The organism is Pseudomonas sp. NY15374, assembly GCF_048068255.1.
Classification (GTDB): Bacteria; Pseudomonadota; Gammaproteobacteria; order Pseudomonadales; family Pseudomonadaceae; genus Aquipseudomonas; species Aquipseudomonas machongensis.
On the sequence record NZ_JBLUPZ010000009.1, the window covers coordinates 1 to 15,198 of the forward strand.

Sequence of the window (15,198 nt, forward strand, 5' to 3'; positions counted from 1 at the left end):
GGCCCCCCGGGGGTGGTGGTGGGGCCAGTGTCTCCCGGGGGGGGGGGGGGGCGGCCCCGACTTGGGGGGGGGGGCACAAACCTGCCTGGGGGGGCCACCCCCGCTCCCACAGAGGAACACACCTCCATCAGAGGGCGGGCCGAGGGTCTATCAGACGTCCTGATAGCTCTCGATCGACGGGCAGGCGCAGACCAGATTGCGGTCGCCGTACACGTTGTCGACCCGACCGACCGGTGGCCAGTACTTGCTTTCGACCAGGCTCGGCAGCGGATAAACCGCCTGCTCGCGGCTGTAGCCGTGGGACCATTCGCCGACCAGTTCCGCCGCGGTGTGCGGGGCGTTCTTGAGCGGGTTGTCGTCCTTGTCCAGGCTGCCGTTCTCCACGGCGCGAATCTCTTCGCGGATCTGGATCATCGCATCGCAGAAACGGTCCAGTTCTTCCTTGGACTCGCTTTCGGTCGGTTCGATCATCAGCGTGCCCGCCACCGGGAACGACATGGTCGGAGCATGGAAGCCGAAGTCGATCAAACGCTTGGCCACGTCATCGACGCTGATGCCGCTGGTGTCCTTGAGCGGACGCAGGTCGAGGATGCATTCGTGGGCGACCAGGCCGTTGCCACCGGTGTACAGCACAGGATAGTGCTCTTCCAGGCGACGGGCGATGTAGTTGGCGTTGAGGATCGCCATCTGCGACGCACGCTTGAGGCCTGCTCCACCCATCATGCGAATGTACATCCAGGTGATCGGCAGGATGCTGGCGCTGCCGAACGGTGCAGCGCAGACCGTACCGGCAGTGTTTTCCAGCGCGGCATGGCCGGGCAGGAACGGCGCCAGGTGCGACTTGACGCCGATCGGGCCGACGCCCGGGCCGCCACCGCCGTGGGGGATGCAGAAGGTCTTGTGCAGGTTGAGGTGCGACACGTCGCCACCGAACTTGCCCGGAGCGCACAGGCCGACCATGGCGTTCATGTTGGCGCCATCGATGTACACCTGGCCGCCGTTGTCGTGAATGATCGCGCAGATCTCGCCGATCGCTTCCTCGAACACGCCGTGGGTCGAGGGGTAGGTGATCATGATCGCGGCCAGGCGCTCGCGGTGTTCGAGGGCCTTGGCGCGCAGGTCGTCGATGTCGACGTTGCCCCGGGCGTCGCAGGCGGTGACCACCACGCGCATCCCGGCCATGTGTGCGGTGGCCGGGTTGGTACCGTGTGCCGACGACGGGATCAGGCAGATGTCGCGGTGGCTTTCGCCGCGGCTGCGGTGGTAGGCGCGGATCGCCAGCAGGCCCGCGTATTCGCCCTGGGAACCGGCGTTGGGCTGCAGCGACACGGCATCGTAGCCGGTGGCGGCGCAGAGCATGGCTTCAAGCTCGGTGGTCATCTGCAGGTAGCCCTGGCTCTGCTCGGCCGGGGCGAAGGGGTGCAGGTTGCCGAACTCGGCCCAGGTGACCGGAATCATTTCGCTGGCAGCATTGAGCTTCATGGTGCACGAGCCCAGCGGGATCATGCTGCGATCCAGCGCCAAGTCCTTGTCGGCCAGGCGGCGCAGGTAGCGCATCAGTTCGGTTTCGCTGTGGTAGCGGTTGAACACCGGGTGCTCGAGGATCGCCGATTGGCGCACCAGTGCAGCTGGCAGGCGCGGGCTGTGGTTGGCGGCGAGGGTGGCGAAGTCCGGCAGCGCCTGTCCATTGGCGAACAATGCCCAGAGCGCCTCGACATCTGCCTGGGTGCTGGTTTCGTCCAGCGACAGCCCCAGGTGTGCGGTGTCGACCTGGCGCAGGTTCAAGCCCTTGGCGCGCGCTTGCTCGTGCAGGTTGGCGGTGGCGGCACCGGTGGCCAGGGTCAGGGTGTCGAAGAATTCACCGGTAACGACCTTGGCGCCGAGCTTGGCCAGACCCGCAGCGAGAATCGCGGTGAGGGCGTGGGTACGTTCAGCGATGCGCTTGAGGCCGGCCGGGCCGTGGTAGACGGCGTACATACTGGCGATGTTGGCCAGCAGGACCTGTGCGGTGCAGATGTTGCTGGTGGCCTTTTCGCGGCGGATGTGTTGCTCGCGGGTTTGCATGGCCAGGCGCAGGGCGGTCTTGCCGAAACGGTCGATCGAAACGCCGACCAGGCGGCCCGGCATGTCACGTTTGAAGGCATCGCGGGTGGCGAAGTAGGCCGCGTGCGGGCCGCCGAAGCCCAGCGGTACGCCGAAGCGCTGGGCACTGCCGATGGCCACGTCGGCGTCGAATTCGCCCGGAGGAGTCAGCAAGGTCAGGGCCAGCAGGTCGGCGGCCACGGCCACCAGGGCACCGGCGCCGTGCAGGCGCTGCACCAGCTCGCGGTAGTCGAACACATCACCGTTGCTTGCCGGGTATTGCAGCAGGGCGCCGAAGAAGGCGCTGACATCGCCCAGTTCACGCTCGTCACCGACCACGACCTCGATGCCCAGCGGCTCGGCACGGGTACGCAGCACGTCAAGGGTTTGCGGGTGGCAATGCACGGAGGCGAAGAAGGCATGGCTGCCCTTGTTCTTCGACAGGCGTTTGCAGAAGGTCATGGCCTCGGCAGCGGCGGTGGCTTCGTCGAGCAGCGAGGCGTTGGCGATCGGCAGGCCGGTGAGGTCGCTGATCAGGGTCTGGAAGTTCAGCAGCGCTTCCAGGCGACCCTGGGAGATTTCCGGCTGGTAAGGGGTGTAGGCGGTGTACCACGCCGGGTTTTCCAGAAGGTTGCGCAGGATCGGCGCTGGCGTGTGGGTGTTGTAGTAGCCCTGGCCGATGAAGCTCTTGAACAGCTGGTTCTTGCCGGCGATCGCCTTGAGGGCGGCGAGGGCATCGGCCTCGCTCTGGCCGTCGGCGTCACCGAGCACGCTGGTGCCCTTGATGCTGTCGGGAATGACGGCGGCGGTCATGGCGTCGAGAGAGTCGAAGCCCAGGGTGGTCAGCATGGCCTGTTCGTCGGCGCTGCGTGGGCCGATGTGACGGGCGATGAATTCGTTGGCGGTGCCGAGGTTGATGGTCATGGTCGTGGTCCTCAGGCGTCGTCGTTGGCTTTGAGCAGGCGGTCGTAGGCATCCTGGTCGAGCAGGGCCGTCACCTCGCTCATGTCTGCAGGAATGAAGCGGAAGAACCAGCCTTCGCCCAGCGGGTCTTCGTTGACCTGCTCGGGGTTGTCGTTGAGACCTTCGTTGACCGCGACCACTTCACCGGTAAGCGGCATGTACACGCCGCTGGCAGCCTTGACCGACTCGACGGTGGAGGCTTCGGCGCCTTTTTCATACTGCTGCAGGTCCGGCAGTTGCACGAAGACCACATCGCCAAGGGCGTTCTGGGCATAGGCGGTGATACCTACGGTGACGCTGCCGTCAGCTTCGACGCGCAGCCATTCGTGATCTTCGGTGAAACGCAACTCGCTCATGGGAAATCCTCGGGAAGCAGGGCGTTGGGCGCGGTGGGTCCGCGCTCTTGGGTGGATTTCCCTAAGCAATAATGCGGCCATGAGAATAAATTTCTTATAAATCAGCTATTTAACTGATTTTTACAGACGGACCAATCCTACTATGTAATGAAATCGATACAGCGTAGGGTGTAAACGAAAGCGTCGAGGGATCAAACCCTTGGATAACTGCACTCAAGTCTGCCTGTATCGAAATCATTACGATGTAATGATTTCGATACGTTTGGGTGCAGGTGTACCTTGTGTTAGTCAAACCTTGGCTGGAATCCCGTATTTGCGCAGCCGCTGCGCAATCGCGGTATGCGACGTCTGCAGCCTTCCCGCCAGCTGCCGAGTCGAAGGGTAGCTCGCATACAGGCGCTGCAGCAGCTCGCGCTCGAAGTCGCCCACGGCCTGCTCCAGGCTGCTCACCTCGCCATCCTGGCCACGCGCCACGGAGGTACCGGCAATATCCAGGTCACCGATATCCACCAGGTTGCTCTCGCAGATTGCCGCCGCGCGGAAGATCACGTTCTGCAACTGGCGCACGTTGCCTGGCCAGGGGTTGGCCAGCAGTGCCGGATGGGTGGCTGGGGTCAGGCGGCACGGAGGGCGCTGGATCTGCGTGCAGGCCTGCTGCATGAAGAAGTGCGCCAGCGACAGGATGTCCTGGCCGCGTTCGCGCAGCGGCGGGACCTGCAGGTTGAGCACGTTCAGACGGTAGAACAGGTCTTCGCGGAAGGTGCCTTCGGCGACCATGCGTTCGAGATCGCGGTGGGTGGCGCTGATGATACGCACGTCCACCTTCACCTCACGGTCGCCACCGACCCGGCGAAAGCTGCCGTCGCTGAGAAAGCGCAGCAGCTTGGCCTGCAGGTAGGGCGACATCTCGCCGATCTCGTCGAGAAACACCGTGCCCTGGTTGGCCAGCTCCATCAGCCCTGGCTTGCCGCCACGTTGTGCGCCGGTGAAGGCGCCCGGGGCATAGCCGAACAGTTCGCTCTCGGCCAGGCTTTCGGGTAGCGCGGCGCAGTTCAATGCGAGGAAAGGTGCTGCGTGACGACTGCTGATGGTGTGGCAGGCGCGGGCCACCAGCTCCTTGCCGGTGCCGGTCTCGCCGTGCACCAGCAAGGGCGCATCGAGTGTGGCGACGCGCAGGGCGCGGGCCTTGAGGGTGCGGATCGCCGGGGAGTCGCCGAGCAGGGCGTCGAAGCCTTCGGCGTGATCATGGTGTAGCGCCGAGAGACGTTCGCCCATGCGATTGGGCGGATACAGGGTGAGCAGGCCGCCGGCATTGGTGATCGGCGTCGCATCCAGCAGCAGGCTCTGGCCATTGAGCTGCATCTCGCGCATTGGCAGGTGGAAGTTGTTGTCCAGCAGAGCCTGGAGCAGGTCGCTGTCACCAAACAGCTCGCCCACCGAGCGACCGGCCGATTCGCGTCCGCACAGGGCGATCAGCGCCGGGTTGGCCAGCAGCACCTTGCCAGCGCTGTCCACCGCCAGCACCGGGTCGCTCATGGCCGCGAGCAGGGCGTCGAGTTGCAGGTGTCGGCGCTGGCCGGGGAGGATATCGACCACTTCCACCGACTGCACGCCGCGCACCTCGAACAGCGCATCGTGCAACTCTTCGAGTACGGCTGGGCTGAGCGTGGGAGCGTCGATGTAGACGTTCGGTGGCACCATTTCCACGGCATCGAGGTTGAGGTTGCGGGCACCGAGCAGGGCCAGGACTTCCTGGGTGATGCCAACGCGGTCGATAAAGCTGACGTGGATGCGCATGGGGGCAACGGGCGTAGGGGGAAAGGGCGCCAGTATGCCATTGGCGAGGGGGAAGGCCCAATCACGGGACAAGTCGGGGCGCCGAACCGCCGCTTGCACAGGTATTCCAGCGTGCCTGTGCGAGCGGGCCTGCCCGGCGATGGCAGTATCAGGTATTACCCAGGTGTTCAGGCTTGATCGGATCCCCGGACTTCACATCCAGCTTCTGGCGGATGTCCTCGAACATATGGTCGTAGAGCTTGTGCGGCGAGCCCAGGTTTTCGAATTTCTTCGGCGCCGGCAGGTACGACTGGGCCTTGCGGCTCAACTGCATGAGGAAGCTCGGCAGTACCTGGTCCTTGGCCAGGAAAAACTTCTCGTCGACAGACTTGCCTTCGATGCTGCCATGCATGCGGAACTGGATACCGCGGCCTTCCGTGGGATCCTGGGTGGCTTCGTACTCGATGTTGAGGTCGTAGCTGTGGTCATTCTTGTTCAGCGCCGTGCGCTCGATATGAACATGACCAGGATGGTACTGGGCCATGATGGCGTCCTCCGGAAGGTTGAAAATGGCCGGCGCCGTGCACCGGCCAACTGCACTCAACGGTAGCTGATACCTGGCTTGGCGGTCGACACCCGCGTACCGGCAGTGCCCTTGACGATCTCTTCGATGTTTTCCAGCGAGCTGATCACCGCGACCTTGCCCGTGTTGCGGGCGAAATCGCAGGCGGCCTGCACCTTCGGCCCCATCGAGCCCGCTGCGAAGCCGAGTTTTTCCAGCTCGTCAGGATGCGCCTGGGCAATGGCTTTTTGCGTCGGCTTGCCGAAATCGATGTAGGCAGCATCGACATCGGTGGCGATGATCAGCAGGTCGGCGTCCAGTTGCTCGGCCAGCAGCGCCGAGCACAGGTCCTTGTCGATCACCGCCTCGATGCCTTTGAGCTTGCGGTTTTCGTCGTACATCGTGGGGATGCCGCCGCCGCCGGCGCAGATGACGATGCTGCTTTTTTCCAGCAGCCACTTGATCGGGCGGATCTCGAAGATGCGCTTGGGTTTGGGGCTGGCGACCACGCGGCGGTACTTGTCGCCGTCGGCCTTGACCACCCAGCCTTTCTCCCTGGCCAGGCGCTCGGCCTCGTCCTTGGCGTAGACCGGGCCGATGAACTTGGTCGGATCCTTGAAGGCCGGGTCGTTGGCGTCGACCTCGACTTGTGTCAGCAGGGTGGCGAAGGGCACCTCGAAGTCGAGCAGGTTGCCCAGCTCCTGTTCGATCATGTACCCGATCATGCCTTCGGTCTCGGCACCGAGCACGTCCAGCGGGTAGGCTTCGTCGGGCTTGTAGGCCTGGCCCTGGAGCGACAGCAAGCCGACCTGCGGGCCATTGCCGTGGGCGATGACCAGTTCGTTGCCGGGGTGGATCTTGGCGATCTGCTCGGTGGCAGTGCGGATATTGGTGCGCTGGTTGTCGGCAGTCATTGGCTCGCCGCGGCGCAGGAGGGCGTTGCCGCCCAGTGCAACAACGATACGCATGGGGAAATGTCCTTCAGAAAATGTTCAAGGGTCGGGCAAGGCCTGTGGGAGCGGGTTTACCCGCGAAGCCAGCGACGCGGTGCATGGCACCGGCTATGCCGGTGTTCGCGGGTAAACCCGCTCCCACAAAAGCCCGCCCCTGCAGGGGTGGCCGTCAGAGATCAGCCAGGGTCGATACCAGGATCGCCTTGATCGTGTGCATGCGGTTTTCCGCTTGCTCGAAGGCGATGCACGCTGGTGACTCGAACACGTCATCGGTCACTTCGATGCCGTTGGCCAGGTGCGGGTATTTCTCGGCGATCTGCTTGCCGACCTTGGTCTCGGAGTTGTGGAACGCCGGCAGGCAGTGCATGAACTTGCTGCGCGGGTTACCGGTGGCTTTCATCAGTTCCTTGTTCACCTGATAGGGCAGCAGTTGCTCGATGCGCTCGCCCCAGGCATCCACAGGTTCTCCCATCGACACCCAGACGTCGGTATGGACGAAATCGACGCCCTTGACCGCCGCCTTCGGGTCTTCGGTGAGGGTGATGCGCGCGCCGCTTTCCTCGGCGTACTGCTTGCAGCGCTGCACCAGATCGTCATGCGGCCACAGCGCCTTGGGCGCGGCGATACGCACGTCCATGCCGAGCTTGGCGCCGATCAGCAACAGCGAGTTGCCCATGTTGTTGCGCGCATCGCCCAGGTAGGCGTAGCTGATGTCGTGCAGCGGCTTGTCGCTGTGTTCGCGCATGGTCAGCACGTCGGCGATCATCTGGGTTGGGTGGTATTCGTCGGTCAGGCCGTTGAACACCGGCACGCCGGCGAACTTGGCCAGTTCTTCGACGATCTCCTGCTTGAAGCCGCGGTACTCGATGGCGTCGTACATGCGCCCGAGCACGCGGGCGGTGTCCTTCATGCTCTCCTTGTGGCCGATCTGCGAGGAGTTGGGGTCGATGTAGGTGACGTTGGCGCCCTGGTCGTAGGCGGCGACTTCGAAGGCGCAGCGGGTGCGGGTCGAGGTCTTCTCGAAGATCAGCGCAATGTTGTTGCCCTTCAGGTGCTGCTGCTCGGTGCCGGTGTACTTGGCGCGCTTGAGATCGCGGGAGAGGTCCAGCAGGTAGCGCAGCTCACGGGTGGTGTGGTGCTCTAGGCTGAGCAGGTTGCGGTTGTGGATGTTGAACGCCATGACAGTGTCTCCTTGAATGCGGTGAGTGCCCGGCCCGCGCCTCGTAAGCGTGGGCCGGATTGAGGGCGTTAGTAGTCGATAGGGTCGCGCACGATCGGGCAGGTCATGCAGTGGCCGCCGCCGCGGCCTCGGCCCAGTTCACCGGCGCTGATGGTGATGACCTCGATCCCGGCCTTGCGCAGCAATGTGTTGGTGTAGGTGTTGCGGTCGTAGCCGATGACCACGCCTGGCTCCAGGGCCACCACGTTGTTGCCGTCATCCCATTGCTCGCGTTCGGCGGCGAAGCTGTTGCCGCCGGTCTCGACCACGCGCAGCTTCACCCCGAGCTGCTCGCCGACCACCTCGATGAACGACTTGTTTTCACGGCGCACATCCATGCCGTAGGGCTTGCTTTCGTCGGGGCGGATGATGAACGGGACGATCTCGCGCACCACTTCCGGGAAGACCGTGACCAGGTCGCGGTCGCAGAAGCTGAACACGGTGTCCAGGTGCATTGCGGCACGCGACTTGGGCAGGCCGGCGACGATGACCTTTTCCACTGCGCCCTTGGCGAACAGGTTCTGCGCCAGTTGGCCGATGGCCTGGCGCGAGGTGCGCTCGCCCATGCCGATGAGCACGATGCCCTTGCCGATCGGCATGACGTCGCCGCCTTCCAGGGTGGCGCTGCCGTGCTCCTTGTCAGGGTCGCCGTACCAGACCTGGAAGTCGGCGCCGGTGAATTCCTTGTGGAACTTGTACACGGCAGTGGTCAGCAAGGTTTCCTGGCGTCGTGCCGGCCAGTACATCGGGTTCAGCGTGACGCCGCCGTAGATCCAGCAGGTGGTGTCGCGGGTGAACTGGGTGTTGGGCAGGGGCGGCAGGATGAAGCTGGAGTGGCCGAGGTAGTCGTTGTACATCTTCACCACATCGGCGCCTTCGCTCTGCGGCAGGTCCTGGCCGGCCACGCCGCCGATCAGGAACTCGGCCAGGTGGCGCGGATCGAGGCCTTCGAGCCAGCTGCGCACTTCATTGGTCAGGCCAACGCCGACGGTATTGGGGGTGATCTTGCGATCGAGAATCCACGCCAGGGCCTCCTTGTTCTGCACGATGTCGGTCAGCAGGTTGTGCATTTCCAGCACATCGACGCCGCGCTCGCGCATCTTGGTGACGAAGTCGAAATGGTCACGCTTGGCCTGGTCGACCCAGATCACGTCGTCGAAGAGCAGTTCATCGCAGTTGCTGGGGGTCAGTCGCTTGTGCGCCAGTCCCGGGGCGCAGACCATCACCTTGCGTAGCTTGCCGGCTTCGGAGTGCACGCCGTATTTCTGTTTTTCCGTGGACATGATGATTCCTCCAATCATACGAAGACGTGGTCAAAGGGTCAGGAAGCCGTCGTACAGCCCGTAGGCCGCCACCAGGGCGCCGACGATCACAGCGGCGAAGATCAGTTTTTCCACGTTGGTGAAAATCGGTTGGCCGACCTCGCGCTTGGCCTTGGCGAACAGGATCGCGCCAGGCGCGTAGAGCAGGGCCGACAGCAGCAGGTACTTCACGCCTCCGGCATACAGCAGCCAGATCGCGTACAACAGGGCGATACCGCCGATGATCAGGTCCTTCTTGCGTTCGGCGAGGGCCTGTTCGTAGGTTTCGCTGCGCACCGCCAGCAGTACTGCGTAGGCCGCCGACCACAGGTAGGGCACCAGGATCATCGAGGTGGCGAGGTAGATCAGCGACAGGTAGGTGCTGTTGGAGAACAGGGTGATGACCAGGAAGATCTGCACCATGGCGTTGGTCAGCCACAGGGCGTTGGCCGGCACCTGGTTGGCGTTCTCGCGGCGCAGGAACTCGGGCATGGTGTGGTCCTTGGCGGCGGCGAACATGATCTCCGCGCACAGCAGCACCCATGACAGCAGTGCCCCCAGCAGCGAGATGATCAGGCCGACGCTGATCAGCACCGCACCCCAGTGACCGACCACATGCTCCAGCACCGCGGCCATCGACGGGTTCTGCAGCTTGGCCAGCTCCGGCTGGGTCATCACGCCCATCGACAGCACGTTGACCAGCACCAGGAACAGCAGCACGGTGATGAAACCGATGACCGTGGCCTTGCCCACGTCGGAGCGTTTTTCCGCCCGCGAGGAGAAGATGCTTGCGCCCTCGATGCCGATGAACACCCACACGGTGACCAGCATCATGTTGCGCACCTGATCCATCACGCTGCCGAGGTCGGGCGAGCCCAGGCCCCAGATGTCGGCGGTGAACACATCGAGCTTGAAGGCGAACAGGCAGATCAGCGCGAACAGCGCCAGTGGCACGACTTTGGCCACGGTGGTGACCAGGTTGATGAACGCCGCCTCCTTGATGCCGCGCAGGACCAGGAAGTGCACACCCCACAGCAGCAGCGATGCGCCGATCACTGCCGCCGGGGTATTGCCTTCACCGAAGACCGGGAAGAAGTACCCCAGGGTGCTGAACAGCAGGACGAAGTAGCCGACGTTGCCCAGCCAGGCACTGATCCAGTAGCCCCAGGCTGACGAGAAGCCCATGTAGTCGCCAAAGCCGGCCTTGGCATAGGCGTACACGCCACCATCGAGGTCGGGTTTGCGGTTGGCCAAGGTCTGGAACACGAAGGCCAGGGTGAGCATGCCGACGGCGGTGATGGCCCAGCCGATCAGCACGGCACCGACACCTGCGCTGGCGGCCATGTTTTGCGGCAGGGAGAAGATCCCGCCACCAATCATCGAGCCCACGACAAGTGCAACTAATGCGCCGAGTTTAAGTTTTCCGGGAGAATCAGACATTTAACAACTCCATGCCAGGAGAAAGTTGACGACAGAATAAATCCGGCGCTGTAGTCATTCGCTGATGTGGATCAGTTCATGGCGCAACAGCGTGAGAAAATTCTTGCTCGGGTCTCCTGGAGAGTGCCGACGGCTTTGCTGCAAGCCTTGTGCGCTGGCACCTCCATGTACTTCTAGAGCAAACGCTCTGTTTGGCTTGCGAAATCTGAAAGCTAGTCGTTTCTAGCGGTTTCGCAAATTTTTCACGTGTCATTCGACAGGGCGTCGCGAATTTGCGAGTTGCTCGACAATGTGAATATTGGCGGCCGTCGGCATATAGACAAATGCGTTATGAGTGCTATAGCTTTAATGGCGTTGATTAATAAACAAACTGTAACATTTATATGTAGTGGCCGTTATGTTTCAGACAGGCGTGAGGGAGCTGCAGATGGGCGAACCGGGACATAAGCTTCGCCTGGGGGCGCTGATCGCCCTGGTGGTCGGTTCGATGATCGGCGGCGGGATCTTTTCATTGCCGCAGAACATGGCCGCCCGTGCCGATGTTGGCGCAGTACTGATCGGCTGGAGCATCACGGCGGTCGGCATGCTCGCGCTGGCCTTCGTGTTCCAGACCCTGGCCAACCGCAAGCCCGACCTGGACTCGGGCGTCTACGCCTACGCCAAGGCCGGCTTTGGTGACTACATGGGCTTCTCGTCGGCCTGGGGCTACTGGATCAGTGCCTGGCTGGGCAACGTCGGCTATTTCGTGCTGTTGTTCAGCACCCTGGGTTTCTACTTTCCCGTATTCGGTGAGGGCAATACGCCGATAGCCATCGGCTGCGCTTCGCTGTTGCTGTGGGCAGTGCATTTCCTGGTACTGCGTGGCATCAAGGAAGCGACCTTCATCAACCAGGTCACCACGGTGGCCAAGGTCGTACCGCTGCTGATCTTCATCATCATCGCGGCCTTCGCCTTCCGCGCGGATATCTTCACCCGCGATATCTGGGGGCTGGGCAACCCGAAGTTCGGCAGCGTCCTGGAGCAGGTGCGCAACATGATGCTGGTGACGGTGTTCGTGTTCATCGGCATCGAGGGCGCCAGTGTCTATTCCGGGCGTGCGCTACACCGTTCGGATGTCGGCAAGGCCACGGTGATCGGCTTTCTCGGGGTGCTGGCGCTACTGGTGCTGGTCAACGTGCTGTCGCTGGGGGTGATGACCCAGCCTGAACTGGCGGGGTTGCAGAACCCGTCGCTGGCGTCGGTGCTGGAACATATCGTCGGGCCCTGGGGGGCGATGCTGATCAGTATCGGGTTGGCGGTTTCGTTGCTTGGGGCGCTGCTGTCATGGGCGTTGCTGTGTGCCGAGATTCTCTTCGCAACCGCTCGCGACAAGACCATGCCGCGTTTTCTGGCCAGGGAAAATGCCAATCATGTACCGGCCAATGCACTGTGGCTGACCAACAGCATGATCCAGGGGTTCCTGCTGATCACCCTGTTCTCGGCTGGCACCTATACCAGCCTGATCTACCTGGCGTCGTCGATGATCCTGGTGCCGTACTTCTGGTCGGCGGCCTATGCCGTGTTGCTGGCCTGGCGGGGCGAGAGCTATGCCGGGCAGGCGGGGCTGCGGCGCAAGGATCTGGCCGTGGCGCTGCTGGCGCTGTTGTATGCGGTGTGGCTGCTGTATGCCGGGGGGCTCAAGTACCTGTTGCTGTCGGCCCTGCTCTATGCCCCGGGAGTGATCCTGTTCGCCCGGGCCAGGCACGAGCAGGGGCAGGCATTGTTCAGCCATTGGGAGAAGCTGATATTCGCGGCGGTACTGGTGGGCGCAGGGGTAGCGGCTTATGCGCTGTACTCGGGGGCGCTGAGTTTGTAAGTCGGTGGCGGTTGTTGCGGCCTCATCGCGGGACAAGTCGCAGCGGCGCACCGCTCCCACGCATGCTCACAAACTCGATGGGTCAGCCCCCTTTTGTGGGAGCGGGCTGGTCCCGCGATGAGGCCATAAATCGTCACCAACGCGCTTGAGCCGAACCCAGCTCGCAAGCCCCACGTGCCCAGTGCATCGACGCCTGCCCCACCTTCAACGGCCCCTTGATCCTTTGCGCGGGCCCCCAGGGCGTCTGCTCCAGATGCGGGTCGAGATCCTCCGGCGTTTCTGCGGCCAGGGGCAAGTCATCCGCCATCGTTCCATGCTCCACCAACAGCTTGGCGGTGCGAGCCAAGGACAGCCGTGCCCGGTAACCGGCGCCATGAGCCAGGCGCTGTTCCAGCCCGCGGATCGCCTCGGCTGCCATCAGGTACCCGGTTGCATGGTCCAGCGCCTGCACCGGCAAAGGCACAGGTCTGTCCGTTTGTTGCCAGCGCATGCCTTCGCGGGCGATGCCGCTGCTCATCTGCACCAGGCTGTCGAAGCCGCGGCGTGCTTGCCAGGGGCCGCTCCAGCCGTAGGCGTTGAGGCTCACATCGATCAGGCCTGGGTTGAGCTGGCGCCTGTGCTGCGCGCCAAAACCCAGATGCTCCAGTGCATCGGCGCGATAGCCATGCAGGAGAATGTCGGCCTCGCCTAGCAGCCGTTCGAACACCTCGCGGTCAGGCGTCGCACGCAGATCCAGGCGCGCACAGCGCTTGCCCAGGGTGACTTCGGCGACCACCGCCGGCTCATCCCAACCGAATGGGTCGATGCGCAGCACTTCGGCGCCGAAGGCGGCCAGCAAGCGGCTGGCGGTGGGGCCAGCGAGGATACGCGTCAGATCCAGCACCTTGATACCGGCCAGCGGACGTGTTTCACAGCCTTGCCAGGCCAATGGCGCTGCCGCGTCGAACTGCTCGCGCAGCACCAAGGGCTCCTTGTTCACGGCCTGCCCCTGCGGGTGTTCGCACCATTGCGCCCAGCTGCGCATCTTCGCCGCACAGCCTCCGGCTTCGACCACGGCGCTTTCCAGCGCCTCACCGTCCCAGCGCAGGACCTGCGCCGCGACCGCCTGGCGATCGGCGGGGGTGCCCAGCACGCCGAGTGCGGCCTGACGATGATGGGGGGCGTTGGTGTGCAGGCGAATCCAGCCATCGCGGGTGGGATAGTCACCTGCGACGGCGTCCCACAGGGGAGGGGGCTGCCAGCCATGTGGGCGCAGGCTGGTGGCAAACCAGAACGAGGCCAGGCGCCGATCGACGCTGACCAGCGGGCAGTTGTCGGTCTGGCGCTGCAGCAGGCTGGCCAGTGCCAGCCCGGCAGCGGCCATGCTCGCGGCGGCCAGGTCGGTGACGGCAAACGTCGAGGGCAGCCCACCAACGCCTTGCCAGCGCAGGGCGGCGTGGTCGAGGTCAAGTTCACGGACGATGGTGTCGAGCAACTGGGGCATGCAAGATCCTCCTTGGTGGATCCCATTGCAGTACATCCCGCGCGGGGATGCAAATGCTCAGCGTTGCAGTTGGGCGGGCAGTGGTGCGGTGGGTTGTTCGGGACGCGACCAGATCCACAGGTTGCCCAGGGTCATGCCGGCGATGGCAAGGAACACTGGCCAGTGGTGCTCGAGCATGGTGAGCATCAGCCCTGCGCACAGCAGCATGCTGATGGTGGCGCTGACCTTGGCGCGGCGCTGGATCACCTTGCCGTTGCGCCAGTTCCACAGGATCGGTCCGAACAGACGGTGGTTCTCCAGCCAGGCGGACAGGCGCGGTGAGCTGCGGGTCGCTGCCCAGGCGGCCAGGAGGATGAACTCGGTGGTGGGCAGGCCGGGAATGACGATGGCGACCAGACCTATCCCGAGGCTGACATAAGCCAGGATCGCATACAGCAGGCGGGACAGTCGGGAGCGGGCAAGTCGGGTCATGGTCTCACTGCAAAGCGGTCCGGCCACCCGAATGGTGGCCGGCAAGTGCGTCTCAGGCCAGCGCTGCATCCGTGGCGTAGGCGTGCTTGAGCAGCTCGGTGAAGCGCTCGAAGGCCGCGACTGCGCCACGCTCGGCGGCAGCGTCCTCTTCGGCCGACAGTTCCAGGCTGTCGAGGATGCGGGTGAACTGTTTCCAGCCTTCTGCACGACCACCGGCGGGCTCGCCCAGGTGACGGGCGCCAAAGCTGTCGGACAGGTCCAGGGCCACGGCACGCTTGATCAGGAACGCAGCGCCCAGTTTGGAGCCTTCGGAGACGAAGATCCAGCCCAGGGCTTCGCCCAGGCTTGGTTTGACCAGGGCGCCTGCGACCGGGGCCGGTACTTCGGTGTTCAGGTCGGCCAGGTCCAGGCGCGCCTGTTCGGCCCGGCAACGCTCGGCCAGGTCAGGGACGATGGCGATCAGTGCCGGGTCGGTGTACAGCGCCTGCAGTTCGGACTGGAACAGGTACTGGGCGACGACGAAGCGGGCGAAGCTCTCGCGGCTGTCGAACGGCGCGTGCGACTTGACCAGAGCGTCCAGCTCGGTGTGCGGTGCGTGGGTGACCTGGTTCAGGCGTTGCGAGCGCAGGGCGGCGCGCTCGGAGGTGTGGCGGGTCATGGGGGCATCCTTGGGAAATGGGGCTGTCTAGGTACAAGACGAAAGAGAAGACGCAGGACAGTAAAAAAACCTCACCTGG

General features: G+C 63.8%; 12 protein-coding genes. 1 reads left to right on the plus strand and 11 read right to left on the minus strand.

The annotated features are described in order from the left end of the window. Positions 1 to 150: 150 nt before the first annotated feature. From gcvP to arcD (ACNFHO_RS18640), 8 genes are all read right to left on the minus strand, one after another. On the minus strand, positions 151 to 3,006 hold the full coding sequence (gene gcvP, locus ACNFHO_RS18605; RefSeq protein ID WP_416767053.1) for an aminomethyl-transferring glycine dehydrogenase: 2,856 nt from the start codon (positions 3,004 to 3,006) through the stop codon (positions 151 to 153). A gap of 11 nt (positions 3,007 to 3,017) precedes the next feature. Then, positions 3,018 to 3,401 (minus strand): glycine cleavage system protein GcvH, encoded by a 384-nt coding sequence (gcvH, locus tag ACNFHO_RS18610; protein WP_414154849.1) that lies wholly within the window; start codon positions 3,399 to 3,401, stop codon positions 3,018 to 3,020. Positions 3,402 to 3,689: 288 nt separating this feature from the next. Further along, positions 3,690 to 5,198, minus strand: coding sequence for a sigma-54-dependent transcriptional regulator (locus ACNFHO_RS18615; protein ID WP_063543209.1), 1,509 nt, complete (start codon positions 5,196 to 5,198; stop codon positions 3,690 to 3,692). A 148-nt stretch (positions 5,199 to 5,346) separates the two neighbouring features. Then, entirely contained in the window at positions 5,347 to 5,721 is a 375-nt protein-coding gene (locus tag ACNFHO_RS18620) for a DUF5064 family protein (protein WP_063543211.1), read from the minus strand. Positions 5,722 to 5,777: 56 nt separating this feature from the next. Continuing rightward, complete coding sequence (gene arcC, locus ACNFHO_RS18625) at positions 5,778 to 6,707, minus strand: carbamate kinase (protein WP_063543213.1); 930 nt, start codon at positions 6,705 to 6,707, stop codon at positions 5,778 to 5,780. Positions 6,708 to 6,861: 154 nt separating this feature from the next. Next, complete coding sequence (locus tag ACNFHO_RS18630; RefSeq protein WP_054895515.1) at positions 6,862 to 7,872, minus strand: ornithine carbamoyltransferase; 1,011 nt, start codon at positions 7,870 to 7,872, stop codon at positions 6,862 to 6,864. 68 nt (positions 7,873 to 7,940) lie between these two features. Further along, positions 7,941 to 9,194: an arginine deiminase gene (gene arcA / locus ACNFHO_RS18635; protein ID WP_054895516.1), complete on the minus strand. Its 1,254-nt coding sequence runs from the start codon at positions 9,192 to 9,194 to the stop codon at positions 7,941 to 7,943. Positions 9,195 to 9,224: 30 nt separating this feature from the next. Then, positions 9,225 to 10,652 carry an arginine-ornithine antiporter gene (gene arcD / locus ACNFHO_RS18640; protein WP_054925695.1) on the minus strand — a complete coding sequence of 476 codons (1,428 nt, stop codon included), beginning with the start codon at positions 10,650 to 10,652 and terminating at the stop codon, positions 9,225 to 9,227. Between the two features lie 427 nt (positions 10,653 to 11,079). Here arcD (ACNFHO_RS18640) and arcD (ACNFHO_RS18645) point away from each other — a divergent pair, with 427 nt between their 5' ends. After that, positions 11,080 to 12,507 (plus strand): arginine-ornithine antiporter, encoded by a 1,428-nt coding sequence (arcD, locus tag ACNFHO_RS18645; RefSeq protein ID WP_125930661.1) that lies wholly within the window; start codon positions 11,080 to 11,082, stop codon positions 12,505 to 12,507. A gap of 133 nt (positions 12,508 to 12,640) precedes the next feature. On the opposite strand, the gene ACNFHO_RS18650 is transcribed toward arcD (ACNFHO_RS18645), so the two are convergent. The 3 genes from ACNFHO_RS18650 to ACNFHO_RS18660 are packed head-to-tail and all read right to left on the minus strand — an operon-like array spanning position 12,641 to position 15,119. Continuing rightward, positions 12,641 to 13,990: a CoA transferase gene (locus ACNFHO_RS18650; RefSeq protein ID WP_416767054.1), complete on the minus strand. Its 1,350-nt coding sequence runs from the start codon at positions 13,988 to 13,990 to the stop codon at positions 12,641 to 12,643. A gap of 57 nt (positions 13,991 to 14,047) precedes the next feature. Next, the gene (locus ACNFHO_RS18655) at positions 14,048 to 14,461 is read right to left on the minus strand and encodes a YbaN family protein (RefSeq protein ID WP_054895168.1); all 414 of its coding nucleotides are present in this window, start codon (positions 14,459 to 14,461) and stop codon (positions 14,048 to 14,050) included. A gap of 52 nt (positions 14,462 to 14,513) precedes the next feature. Next, positions 14,514 to 15,119, minus strand: a complete 606-nt coding sequence (locus tag ACNFHO_RS18660) for a biliverdin-producing heme oxygenase (RefSeq protein WP_063543221.1) — start codon at positions 15,117 to 15,119, stop codon at positions 14,514 to 14,516. Positions 15,120 to 15,198 lie beyond the last annotated feature (79 nt).